18 protein-coding genes are annotated in these 9,534 nt (G+C 69.4%); 6 read left to right on the forward strand and 12 right to left on the reverse strand.

Annotation, left to right across the window (positions count from 1 at the left end):
- Nucleotides 1-5: 5 nt before the first annotated feature.
- The 4 genes from G3I54_RS36290 to G3I54_RS39180 all read right to left on the reverse strand — a co-directional run bounded on the left by G3I54_RS36290 (nucleotide 6) and on the right by G3I54_RS39180 (nucleotide 1,047).
- The gene (locus G3I54_RS36290; protein WP_164621164.1) at nucleotides 6-203 is read right to left on the reverse strand and encodes a hypothetical protein; all 198 of its coding nucleotides are present in this window, start codon (nucleotides 201-203) and stop codon (nucleotides 6-8) included.
- Nucleotides 203-502 (reverse strand): hypothetical protein, encoded by a 300-nt coding sequence (locus tag G3I54_RS36295; RefSeq protein ID WP_164621167.1) that lies wholly within the window; start codon nucleotides 500-502, stop codon nucleotides 203-205. The genes G3I54_RS36290 and G3I54_RS36295 overlap by 1 nt, the downstream gene beginning before the upstream one ends.
- A 186-nt stretch (nucleotides 503-688) precedes the next feature.
- Nucleotides 689-880, reverse strand: coding sequence for a hypothetical protein (locus tag G3I54_RS36300; protein WP_164621169.1), 192 nt, complete (start codon nucleotides 878-880; stop codon nucleotides 689-691).
- A 2-nt stretch (nucleotides 881-882) separates the two neighbouring features.
- Nucleotides 883-1,047: a hypothetical protein gene (locus tag G3I54_RS39180; protein ID WP_203687681.1), complete on the reverse strand. Its 165-nt coding sequence runs from the start codon at nucleotides 1,045-1,047 to the stop codon at nucleotides 883-885.
- A 179-nt stretch (nucleotides 1,048-1,226) separates the two neighbouring features.
- Between G3I54_RS39180 and G3I54_RS36305 the strand changes: the two genes are divergently transcribed.
- The 6 genes from G3I54_RS36305 (at nucleotide 1,227) to G3I54_RS36330 (ending at nucleotide 5,462) form a co-directional block, all read left to right on the forward strand.
- Nucleotides 1,227-1,949: a GntR family transcriptional regulator gene (locus tag G3I54_RS36305; RefSeq protein WP_164621171.1), complete on the forward strand. Its 723-nt coding sequence runs from the start codon at nucleotides 1,227-1,229 to the stop codon at nucleotides 1,947-1,949.
- A 112-nt stretch (nucleotides 1,950-2,061) separates the two neighbouring features.
- Complete coding sequence (locus G3I54_RS36310) at nucleotides 2,062-2,676, forward strand: GntR family transcriptional regulator (protein WP_164621173.1); 615 nt, start codon at nucleotides 2,062-2,064, stop codon at nucleotides 2,674-2,676.
- A gap of 327 nt (nucleotides 2,677-3,003) precedes the next feature.
- Nucleotides 3,004-3,354: a hypothetical protein gene (locus G3I54_RS36315; RefSeq protein ID WP_164621175.1), complete on the forward strand. Its 351-nt coding sequence runs from the start codon at nucleotides 3,004-3,006 to the stop codon at nucleotides 3,352-3,354.
- A gap of 140 nt (nucleotides 3,355-3,494) precedes the next feature.
- The gene (locus G3I54_RS36320) at nucleotides 3,495-4,229 is read left to right on the forward strand and encodes a hypothetical protein (protein WP_164621177.1); all 735 of its coding nucleotides are present in this window, start codon (nucleotides 3,495-3,497) and stop codon (nucleotides 4,227-4,229) included.
- Between the two features lie 313 nt (nucleotides 4,230-4,542).
- Complete coding sequence (locus G3I54_RS36325) at nucleotides 4,543-5,001, forward strand: type II toxin-antitoxin system antitoxin SocA domain-containing protein (RefSeq protein ID WP_164621179.1); 459 nt, start codon at nucleotides 4,543-4,545, stop codon at nucleotides 4,999-5,001.
- 188 nt (nucleotides 5,002-5,189) lie between these two features.
- Nucleotides 5,190-5,462, forward strand: a complete 273-nt coding sequence (locus tag G3I54_RS36330; RefSeq protein ID WP_164620939.1) for a hypothetical protein — start codon at nucleotides 5,190-5,192, stop codon at nucleotides 5,460-5,462.
- A gap of 53 nt (nucleotides 5,463-5,515) precedes the next feature.
- On the opposite strand, the gene G3I54_RS36335 is transcribed toward G3I54_RS36330, so the two are convergent.
- The 8 genes from G3I54_RS36335 to G3I54_RS39915 form a co-directional block, all read right to left on the reverse strand.
- The gene (locus G3I54_RS36335) at nucleotides 5,516-5,719 is read right to left on the reverse strand and encodes a hypothetical protein (RefSeq protein ID WP_164621181.1); all 204 of its coding nucleotides are present in this window, start codon (nucleotides 5,717-5,719) and stop codon (nucleotides 5,516-5,518) included.
- A complete protein-coding gene (locus G3I54_RS36340) occupies nucleotides 5,716-6,156 on the reverse strand; it encodes a hypothetical protein (protein ID WP_164621184.1) in 441 nt (146 codons plus the stop codon). The genes G3I54_RS36335 and G3I54_RS36340 overlap by 4 nt, the downstream gene beginning before the upstream one ends.
- Nucleotides 6,157-6,313: 157 nt before the next feature.
- Entirely contained in the window at nucleotides 6,314-6,478 is a 165-nt protein-coding gene (locus tag G3I54_RS36345) for a hypothetical protein (RefSeq protein WP_164621186.1), read from the reverse strand.
- A gap of 672 nt (nucleotides 6,479-7,150) precedes the next feature.
- Nucleotides 7,151-7,489 (reverse strand): hypothetical protein, encoded by a 339-nt coding sequence (locus G3I54_RS36350; protein WP_164621188.1) that lies wholly within the window; start codon nucleotides 7,487-7,489, stop codon nucleotides 7,151-7,153.
- Nucleotides 7,486-7,656, reverse strand: a complete 171-nt coding sequence (locus G3I54_RS36355; RefSeq protein ID WP_164621190.1) for a hypothetical protein — start codon at nucleotides 7,654-7,656, stop codon at nucleotides 7,486-7,488. Before G3I54_RS36355 ends, G3I54_RS36350 begins: the two co-directional genes overlap by 4 nt.
- Before the next feature lie 64 nt (nucleotides 7,657-7,720).
- Complete coding sequence (locus tag G3I54_RS36360) at nucleotides 7,721-7,942, reverse strand: hypothetical protein (protein WP_164621192.1); 222 nt, start codon at nucleotides 7,940-7,942, stop codon at nucleotides 7,721-7,723.
- A 26-nt stretch (nucleotides 7,943-7,968) separates the two neighbouring features.
- A complete protein-coding gene (locus G3I54_RS39910) occupies nucleotides 7,969-8,352 on the reverse strand; it encodes a DUF4326 domain-containing protein (RefSeq protein ID WP_164621194.1) in 384 nt (127 codons plus the stop codon).
- Nucleotides 8,349-9,500 (reverse strand): hypothetical protein, encoded by a 1,152-nt coding sequence (locus tag G3I54_RS39915; RefSeq protein ID WP_164621197.1) that lies wholly within the window; start codon nucleotides 9,498-9,500, stop codon nucleotides 8,349-8,351. Before G3I54_RS39915 ends, G3I54_RS39910 begins: the two co-directional genes overlap by 4 nt.
- Nucleotides 9,501-9,534: the final 34 nt, after the last annotated feature.

The following is a 9,534-nucleotide window of genomic DNA, read 5'->3' on the forward strand; positions in this document are numbered from 1 at the left end:
TCGGGTCAGGTGTTGTCGGCGGTGAACGCCGCACCGACCTCAATCAGGAGCATTTCGGCGGCCATCAGATGCCCGACCAGGCGGCCGGAGTCGGAGAGATCGATCGGCCGGATGTTCTCCACGTAGGCCCGCACGGCTTCGATGACCACCGTCTGCTCGGCGTCACGAAGAACCGGATCCGCCGGGCCCGTCGCCGCGGGCATCACGCCGCGGCCGGCGTCGACAGGCCGCGGATCTCGTCCATCAGCCGCGGCGCACCCGGGGAGGTCTGGTCCAGGTCGATCGCGGCGAGCATCACCGCCGACATGGCGTCCCGGTCACCGACCGACCACGCCGCACGGAACTCCGACAGCAGCGACACCGCCAACCGGTCGGCGGCCAGCTGCTCGGCCTGAGCAACCGTGAGCTGCGACCGGCGGCGAGCCGCGAGCGACGACACCGTCGCCGTGTCGGCGTCGGACAGGGTGGCCAGGTCGGTCGTGGACATCAGGTACGGAGACATGGGGGTGCCTATCTGTGAGGTGAATGGGATCAAACAGAGGTGGGGGTGGAGAGCCGCTCCTGCCCGGGACGGGGGTTGGACACCGGGCAGGAGCGACGGCTTGGGAGTGTTACTTGCCGGCGTTGTTGCGGCTGCGCTCGTTCGCCTCGGCGACCTTCCGGCGCAGCGCCTCGTACTCGGCGGCGGTCACGACCGCCACCCACCATCGGGCTGCTCGGTGTGCGCAGCGGCCGTCTCGAACGCCGCCCTGGCGGACTCCTGGTACAGGTGCAGGGAGCCGGCCGACGGGTGACCGGGGGTGGTGGTGATCTCCTGGGCGCGGGCGGCAAGCCCCTCGGCCCGGTGCTGCTCGTCGAACGCGAACGCCGGAGCCAGCACGATCACCACCCCCGCTGCGCGATGAACCGGCGGCGAGCAGCCGGGTCGGCGGGCGGGGTCGGGGACTCCTGGGAAACCTGCGCCGGGCGGCGGTGCGACGCCTTCACGTGCGCCAGCTCGTCCGCCGCAGACATCGGGGCGGCCGGCGGGGAGATCGGCGGGGTCATGGTTGTGCTCCTTCCTTCGGATGGCGCATGGCAATGGAGTGTTAGCCGCCGATTCGTTCAGCTCCCGGCGATGCGATACTGACGGTAGACCGGTGGTCCACCGGTGTCAACTGGTTGACCGAGGTCGTGGTTCACGCCTATGGTCAATTCCCAACGCATGGAAAGGAGAGGAAGGAGCGATGCTTGGTTATGCGGAAATCGCCACTCACTTCAGGCGGCAGATCGCCGACGGTGAGCTGAGTCCCGGGGAAGCGATGCCGTCCTACGCGAAGGCGGCCGAGGAGTTCGAGGTCAACCGGACGACCGTCATTCGCGCTTACGACATCCTCAAGTCCGAGGGCTTGATCGTGAGCCGGCCTGGAAAGGGAACGACCGTCGCGCATCAGTCCGACGTCGCCGTCACGGGCGTTGCCAGACTGAACCGGCTCGCCCGCACCGGGAAGCCCTACGCACCCGGCGAATCATCGACAGATCACTGGGCTGGGCTAAGGTCGCTCGCCGATCCACTGATCGCCAACCTGTTGGGCGTCGAACCGCACGACGAAGTCGTCATCCGGCGGCGAGTACACCGGCGAGACGGTAAGCCCTCAACCGTCGCGCTCTCGGTGATTCACGTGCGCGCCCTTGGCGACGTGCCGGAAATCCTGAGCAACGCCCCTCTGGAACGTTGGTGGCAGGAGCTCTACAAGGAGCGCACCGGCCGAGAGGTCACGAAGTCACCCGAACGGCGAACCGCACGCCTCATCTCGAACAACGAGCTCAAGGCGCTGGGCGTCGAGCTGCCCCCCGAGGCAGCAACAGCCGCCCTCGTTGTCGTCAACGTCTTCCACGACGAAGACGGCCCGCTCGAAGTCTGGGAAGACCTGTACCCCCCGGGCTCCTGGCAGGTAGACGAGGAGTAACACAACAGGGCCGGACGGTCGCCACCGTCCGGCCCGAAGATCAAGGCGGGTCGCCACCCGCTGATCGGTGAGAGTCCTCAACGAAGGAGACCTCGTGAGCAGCGTACCGCCCATGAGTGAATCACCCGAGCACACCGCGCTCTACCGCCTCTACGACGCCGACGACGTGCTGCTGTACGTCGGCATCAGCAACGACCCTGACTTCCGCTGGAAGGCCCACCTGTACTCCCGGGAGTTATGGCCGAAGCAGGTCACACGCCACGTGATCGAGTGGTGGAGCACCAGGGAAGAGGCTGTACAGGCCGAGGAAGCTGCCATCAAGGCAGAGCGCCCCCGACACAACGGGAAGCACAACTACGACGACGCCCCGTTCGACCCAGCCAGCTGGCCGACCGTGTCAGCGCTCCACAAGGTCACATCAATCGCGGAGCTCATTCGGGGCGAGATCACCAGCGGGCGGTGGGGCCGCGGCCAGCGCATCCCGTCTCTGCGCACCCTTGCCGAGGCAGTCGGGGCAAGCATGCGTATCGCCAGCCAAGCGTCCGTTCTGCTCCAGCAAGAAGGGCTCCTTGAGATCCGACCGGGGCACGGGGTGTTCGTCGCCCAGGCCACACACAGGTTGGCCCCGACGTCGGCACCGAAGAGCAGCACGCCTCACAGCCTTGCAAACAACGAGCGCCCCAAGCTGCCACACGACTGGTACCGCGCGCACGGGTTCCCAGGCTGATCGGCTTTTGCACTCCCGCCGCATAGTTCGTGCGGGACGCCGCGCCTTCCCGTTCGTTGGTCTAGGTGCGGACACGAAAAAGCCGGGCGCTACGAACGCCCGGCCTGTTTCACCGGCGAGTCATCAGCTCGCCAGTCAGAGATCCATCCCGATCAGAGGAGTACCTCGATGGCCATCGTACAGCCCTCCCCTGCCCTCGTCTCCCCGGTGTTGTCGGCTCCGGTTCCGCCGCAGCCGCCGGCCCCGACACCCCCCGCCCCGGCCCCGGATCCCCGCCGTTGGTCGTTCACCGACCGTCACACGGGTCGCCGGCTGGAGGTCACCTGCATGCGCGGCTGCGACGTCGACCACTCACTGGATGCGGCGTCCCCGTCGGATCCGGATGACATCTGGTGCCAGATCGACTCGACGGACGTGTGCCTGCCGATCAACTCGAACGGCACCCCGGAGAACATGCGGGTGTTGTCGGCGACGTTGAACATGCTGCCGTTCGCCGAGACGATCGCCCTGCGCGCCCCGCATGTGTCGGTGGAGGTGGTGCAGGACGAGTGGATTGAGGGCTTGGACCCGGACGGTCTGGCGACGGTGATCGGGACGTTGCGGGAGCGGCTGGAGCACCTGGAGAAGATGCATGGCCGCCTGGAGGTTGCGCGGGCGGAGTGGCGAGCCGGCCGCTGACGTAGCGGTTTCTCACGGCCGGGCAGCTGGTTGCTGCCCGGCCGTTTCCAGATCGGCGGGCGGGGCCGCGGTGCGGTCTGCCCATGCATGGCGGCGGGGTGTAGGTGAAGGTCATACGGTCGATGCCTCCGGAGGGCTGGGTGCCGGTGGGGAATGCGACGGCGCAGCAGCGGCGGTTGTCGTGGCGGGCGAAGGGGCTGCTGTTGGATCTGCTGAGTTTCCCGGACGGGTACAGCGTGACGTTCGACGGGTTGATGCAGCAGGCGAAGCGGGCCGGCGACCCGGATGTTGAGGGTCGGGATGCGATGCGGCGGGCGATGCAGGAGCTGGAACGGAAGGGCTATCTGGCTCACCGTCGGGTTCGTGTGGAGAATCCGGCGCCTGGTGCGCAGCGGTGGCGGACGGAGACGGCGGTATGCGATCTGCCGGTGTTCGCTGCGGATCCTGGAGGTACGGGTTTTCAGGAGGTCCAGGGTTCAGTACCTCCAGACTTCAGCAGTCCCGAAGACCCGGAGGTCTTTAACAACACGAGTTCTTACAAGAAGAACCAGCAGCAAGAAGAAGCGGAACAATCCTCCTCCGCACTCGCTTGCGCTCGCGCGGGCCAGCCAGCGAGCCGGCTTGTTGCGTTGTACGAGGCGGCGAACCAGCTGGACGACGGGCGGCTGCGCAGGTTGCTGTTGCAGTTCGAGCGGAAACGGCCACGGATCTACCGGGAGCAGCGGCAGAAGACCCTGTCGCAGCTTGGGAGCGAGGCGCCGGAGGATCTGCACTCGGTGCGCGCCGTGGACCTTCTGAGCTACCAGTACGCGTTGCAGCACTACGCCCGGGAGGGGAAGCCGTTGCCGGACTGGCTGACCCGGTTCCCGCGCTAACCGCTGACCGCACACCTTGAAGCCCTCGCCTGGTTCACCGGCGGGGGCTTCTGCGTGCCAGCGGTGTCACCCGGCGATGCGGTTCCGGGAGGGATGGACAGTTGGTTCACGGGGAGCCGCGCGCGAACCATCTATTCGAACGTGCGATCGGTACGTCACGGGTTGTCCAGACCTTCACCCTGCCTCTTACCGCTGTCAGCGGCAGTCGCTACGGTGGGCTGTCTGGGGGATGTGCCGTCCTGCCCGTAGACCCGCCGAGTCGCACCCGGAGAGGACTCATCTACGGTGAGGAACAGGCACCAGAGGAGACACCATGACAGCGAACGTTCAGGACGTGGCCGCGTACATACTGCGCAAGGACTCGCCGATGTCCGCGATGAAGCTGCAGAAGCTCTGCTACTTCGCCTATGGGTACCACCTGGCGTGGGAGGACCGGCAGCTGTTCCCGGAGCGGTTCGAGGCGTGGGCGAACGGGCCGGTGGTGTACGAGCTGTACGCCGAGCACCGTGGCCAGTACCGGCTGGACAACGGCGACATCCAGGGTGACCCGTCCAAGCTCGACGTCGGAGAGCGTGAGTCGATCGACGCCGTACTGGAGAGCTTCAAGGCGTTCTCGGCTCACGAGCTGTCCGCGATGACTCACCGGCCGGGGCCGTGGCTGGATGCCCGCCGGCGGGCTGGCCTGGAGGACGACTTGCAGCGAAGCAACGAGGAACTGCGGGATGAGGAGATCGCCGACTTCTTCGGCGCGCTGGCGGGCCGCGAAGACTGATGGGCAAAGGGGGGAAGGGGAAGAAGGTCAGCGTCCCGCCTGGCTCTATCGCGGACGAGAAGCGCACCGGGGACCCGAATTCGCTGCTGCCGAGCAGTCGCACGTCGGAGGAGCGGGTGTGCTGGCGGTTCAGCCACCTCGACTTGGACGGGCCGTGGGGGCTTGTGTCGTTGGATCATGAGCGGTTGATGGTGCTGCTCACGGATATGGCGAAGTTCGAGAGCCAGACGATGCATGAGCTGTTCCACCAGGGCGAGTGGCCGGGGAAGCGCCACGACGTCCACACGCTGCCGAACAGGGACGCTCTGGCCCGCCTCGATGCCTTGGGCTTGTCCGATATGACGCAGATCTGGAAGCTGCGCGTCGGGGGCGCCGGTCGGCTCTGGGGCTTTCTGGTGGGGAACGTCTTCCATGTCGTGTGGTGGGATCCGCGGCACGAGATCTGGCCCAGCAAGCGCTGAACGTAGCGGAGCGGCCCCTACCCGTATGGGTGGGGGCCGCGGCGTGTACGGGGTCAGCTGTGGTGGCACGGGCACTGGCAGCCGGCCCCGCAGAACTTGCACTCGGCTGGCTTCTTCGCCCCCGCCTTCCCGGTGTTCCCTTGGCAGTACCCGTGCTCCCCGTGCAGGCAGCCGGTGGACAGGTAGTGGTGGACGCCGTGCCAGTGGGCGTACCGGGCGAGGGCGGTCGCGAGACGGCCGGCGAGGTGGGCGATCATGTCGTCGCCTGAGGGTCGCTGTCGATGGCCGCGAGCACCGCGTCGGCGATCTCCTGGCGGACGGTGAGCGGCAGGTGCCGGTCGTGCTTGGCGAGGACGGGCTGAACGGCGTTGAACGCCAGGGCGCGACGGCGGCGGGCGGCTGCCCGGACGGCGACCTTCAGGCCTTCCCGAACCTCTTCGGGTGTCGGCCCGTGCCGCTCCCCGAACGGCTTCGGCCACGCTGCCGGGTCGGTCATGAACGTGTGCGCCCAGTCCTGTCGGTAGTCGCAGGAGGGGTCGGGGCAGTACCAGCCGGAGTGGGACGGGACCAGGGCCGGCGCTTGGGTATGCCGGTCAGCGCCGCAGGTGAAGGGATGCATCCCGCTGGAGGTCTGGAACGCTTCGAGGGCGGCAATTTGTTCGCTGCCCCACGGGGCGGTGATCGTGTCGGTCATCGGTTCCTCTTCCGTGCTGTTCGCCGCGCCGCCCGGTTGGCGCGCGATTGTGGTTGGTCGTCGGGGACTACGTATTCGCCGCCGGGTTGGAGGACGGTTTCCCACCCGGTCCCGGGGCGGCCGGCGTGCTCACCCCGGGGTGTCGTGGACGGGCCGGTCATGGGCGTTGCTGCTTGACGTTGCCCGCCGGGTCGAGGTGCCCGTCGGCGGTCGCGAGAAGCCGCATCGCCTGCCCGAAGACGGCGGCTGGGGATTGGCCGCGGTACAGGCGCAGCAGACGGGACGTGTCCGGGTCGAGGCGAACGGTGAGCGGGCGGTTCATGCGGGCTCCTTCGGTCAGAGGTAGTCGCCGACGGGGACGGTCTCCACGTCCCGTTCGGCGACTGGTTCGGTTTCGCAGGGGCACGCCCCCGCCTCGTCGTCGTAGAGGCAGGGGCGGCCGTAAGCGCACGGCGGTGGCCCGTTCACGGGGTGGTTCCGGCGGGTGCGCACACGCAGGCGCAGTGGAGGCTGACCGTCTCGAACGGGCAGGGGTCGCAGGGCCCTGGGTCGGGTCTTCCGCACCCGCACCGCTTCACGACGGCCGGGGGGTTGAGTGCGGCGCGGATGAGGTGGGCGCAGCACGAGCCGACCGGGCCGGCGTTCACGGCCTGGCGGACACGGGCGATCACGTCCCGGTCCCGGGACCACTGCGCCATCAAGTTCTGAAGGTCAGGCATTGGCGCAATGGTGGTGGCAGGATGATTGTGATCTTCGGGGTGTTGTGGCGAGGGAGTCACAGTGCCCCTTCTGCATAGAGGAGTTGGTGTGGGCGGCACGGCTGAGATCGCGGTTTGGTTGAAGCGGATCACCCGCGAAGAGGAGCGGGTGGAGCGGGGCGGCATGGTCTCTTCGGCCACTCGGGAGGAGTGGGCTTGGCAGCTCCGCGTCACCCGAGAGGTTCTTGTCGGGCTTCTTCTTGAGGATCTGAGTGGGGGCCGGATGTAGAGCTGGGTCAGCCAGTCCGCATGGCTCGGGAGTCGGTGCACTGCCCGGCGGTTAGGCGGGCGACGTCCCGCTGGAGTCCGGTGTTGGCCTCGTTGAGTTCGCCGACGACTTCCTCGTAGCGGGCCATCTCGGCCTCCAGCTCTCGGGCGCGGGTTTCGGCGCGGTTGGCCCGGACGGTGGCCACCTCGGCTCGGTCGCGCATGCGGGAGGTGGCGGCCTCGTAGAACTCGACGTCGCCGTGCAACTTTCCGACGAGCGTGCGGAGGCGCGCCGCCTCGTCGGGGAGGAGGACGTTGCGGTCGGCCCGGTCGAGGAGGTGGTCGAGCTCGGTGGGCTGGGTGGTCACCGGGCCCCCTCGGTGGTGGGCCAGGTCAGGCGGCGTCGGAACGCGGCGGCCAGTCCGACGACCGCAACGTGGTCACCGTCGTGCCCCGTCTTGAGGTCGCAGAGCTGTCCGGCGTGGAGTTCGTCGCCGGGGAATTCGGCGGTGCATAGGTCTTCGTCGCTGAGCACGGGGTGGTCCTTCCGGGGTGGGGGTGGCCGCCTGTGGTGGGGCGGCCACACAGCAGACAGGCAGTCAGCGGCAGTGCGAGCAGGGGCTGGCGCCGCACAGGGAGTGGTCGCGGCGGACACCCCGGTCGACGGCGGGCGGGACGCTGCGGGCGACGGCGGTTGCGGTGGCCAGGCAGTCGTCACCGCAGAACGGCTCACGGTCCGGCTCGTCGCTCCACACGGTCGGCGGGTCACCCCAGATGGGCACGGCGCAGAGCGCGCAGTTCAGAGGCGGGCGTCGGGTCATGTGGGTCTCCGTGGTGTGGGCCGGGATCACCCGGCAGCAGGGGCGGGGCGGTTGGCGAGGGCGAGGAGGACGGCGGCGTGGCAGTGGTCGGGCTGGCCGGGCTCGGGGAGCGGGCACCAGCACATGAGGTCCCGGCCTGCCAGCTCGCGGCGCGCTCGGTCGGCAAGAGCCGGGTCGAGCGCGAGGTGGGCGCGGAAGGCGTCGGCGGCGAACCGTCGGCCTTCGGCGGCGGTGGGGAAGGTGCCGATGCCGCCGCCGTTGTCGTGTTCGGCGTGCCAGCCGCCGGTGTCCGGGCGGTAGACGATCCGGGTGGGGTTCCCGTACCTGCTGCCGCGTCCGACGTAGACGGCACCTTCGGGGGCGCGCCAGCCCTTGGTGCGGCGGCGCTGGATGCGCTGGGGCGTGGTCACCGGGTCTCCTCGGGCGCGGCAGGGACAGCGGGGGCGCGCCCCGTCGTGGCGGGGTGGTCGAGCCCAACCTCCGTGTGGGTGATGTGCGGGTTGTCGACGACAGCGAGAAGTGCGGCTGCCGCAGATGCCCACCCGGGGCTGAGATCTCCCTCGTCGACTCCGAGGCGCCAACTCCCGGCGAGTTCACTGATCCGGACCCGCAAGGCCTGCTCGGGGTGGTGTGCCCCGGCGGCAGCCTCACCGGCCAGACGGCGGAGAATGGCCTCACCTGCCGCCAGGCCGCGCACCCTAAGCGGGTTCCACCGATCGATCCCGGGGGCGGTGCGCCGCTGGTATTCGGCGGCCAGTGCGTCGGCAGCCTCGGCCAGCACGGCGGCCCGGTCGGCAGGCGCGTCCAGCACCGCGAGGACCGCGTCGGCGTGCTCCCCGTACTCGTCGGGCTCCATCAACTCGTCGGGCAGCCAGGTGAACCCGGACGCCTCGCAGATCGCCTGACGAATGCGGTCCCGGGTGGCGCCCCGGTCGGCAGGCGCGGGCGGGGCGGCGGCTGCGATCTCGCTGTCCGCGACGGCCATCGCGGCGGTCACGGCAGCGTCGACGTTCAGCGCGTTGGGGGCGAGCGCCTCCTCGTACCGGGCGCGACGGTCGACGGACGGCTCGGCGGCGGTGGCCAGGAGGCTGTGCCACCCCTTCGCGTCGCCGCATGAGGCGCACAGGCCGGGGGCGCGGGGCGTGTCCGGCACGAACCGGCCGCACGACTCGTCGTCCTCGCCCGTGCTGGTGCCGAGGAGCTGCCGGGCCACCGCCAAGGCGCTCGGCTCGACGACGGCCCACTGCCAGTCCGGGTGGGTGGAAGCGTCCAGCCGGTGCGCGGTCGCCTCCAGCCAGTTGCCCAGCTCGGTGTGCAGGGTGTCGCCGAGTTCGCGGGCGCGGTCGGCGGCGGCGCGCAGCTGGTCGGCGGGGCGGTCAGGGGACTCCGGCGTCGGCGCGTGCTCGGCCGCCAGGTGCTCGCGGACAATCCGCGCCCGGCTGTCCGCGTACTTGTCCGGCACCCCGTGGCAGGCCCAGTGGCAGCCCGGCTCGGTGCAGCGGATCGGGGTGATCGGGCCGAGGATGCTCTCGGCGGGGCGGTCAGGGGTAGTGGGCATCAGGCGGCGCTCCTCGGCTGGTAGCGGGGGCACT

The sequence above is a fragment of the Streptomyces sp. SID14515 genome, assembly GCF_010548505.1.
GTDB classification, from domain to species: domain Bacteria; phylum Actinomycetota; class Actinomycetes; order Streptomycetales; family Streptomycetaceae; genus Streptomyces; species Streptomyces caviscabies.

Bases quoted from the DNA above. Each gene is read 5' to 3' on its own strand.
- G3I54_RS36290 (WP_164621164.1), bottom strand. From the start codon at position 203: ATGCCCGCGGCGACGGGCCCGGCGGATCCGGTTCTTCGTGACGCCGAG.
- G3I54_RS36295 (WP_164621167.1), bottom strand. From the start codon at position 502: ATGTCTCCGTACCTGATGTCCACGACCGACCTGGCCACCCTGTCCGAC.
- G3I54_RS39180 (WP_203687681.1), bottom strand. From the start codon at position 1,047: ATGACCCCGCCGATCTCCCCGCCGGCCGCCCCGATGTCTGCGGCGGAC.
- G3I54_RS36305 (WP_164621171.1), top strand. From the start codon at position 1,227: ATGCTTGGTTATGCGGAAATCGCCACTCACTTCAGGCGGCAGATCGCC.
- G3I54_RS36310 (WP_164621173.1), top strand. From the start codon at position 2,062: ATGAGTGAATCACCCGAGCACACCGCGCTCTACCGCCTCTACGACGCC.
- G3I54_RS36315 (WP_164621175.1), top strand. From the start codon at position 3,004: ATGCGCGGCTGCGACGTCGACCACTCACTGGATGCGGCGTCCCCGTCG.
- G3I54_RS36325 (WP_164621179.1), top strand. From the start codon at position 4,543: ATGACAGCGAACGTTCAGGACGTGGCCGCGTACATACTGCGCAAGGAC.
- G3I54_RS36330 (WP_164620939.1), top strand. From the start codon at position 5,190: ATGGTGCTGCTCACGGATATGGCGAAGTTCGAGAGCCAGACGATGCAT.
- G3I54_RS36335 (WP_164621181.1), bottom strand. From the start codon at position 5,719: ATGATCGCCCACCTCGCCGGCCGTCTCGCGACCGCCCTCGCCCGGTAC.
- G3I54_RS36340 (WP_164621184.1), bottom strand. From the start codon at position 6,156: ATGACCGACACGATCACCGCCCCGTGGGGCAGCGAACAAATTGCCGCC.
- G3I54_RS36345 (WP_164621186.1), bottom strand. From the start codon at position 6,478: ATGAACCGCCCGCTCACCGTTCGCCTCGACCCGGACACGTCCCGTCTG.
- G3I54_RS36360 (WP_164621192.1), bottom strand. From the start codon at position 7,942: ATGACCCGACGCCCGCCTCTGAACTGCGCGCTCTGCGCCGTGCCCATC.
- G3I54_RS39915 (WP_164621197.1), bottom strand. From the start codon at position 9,500: ATGCCCACTACCCCTGACCGCCCCGCCGAGAGCATCCTCGGCCCGATC.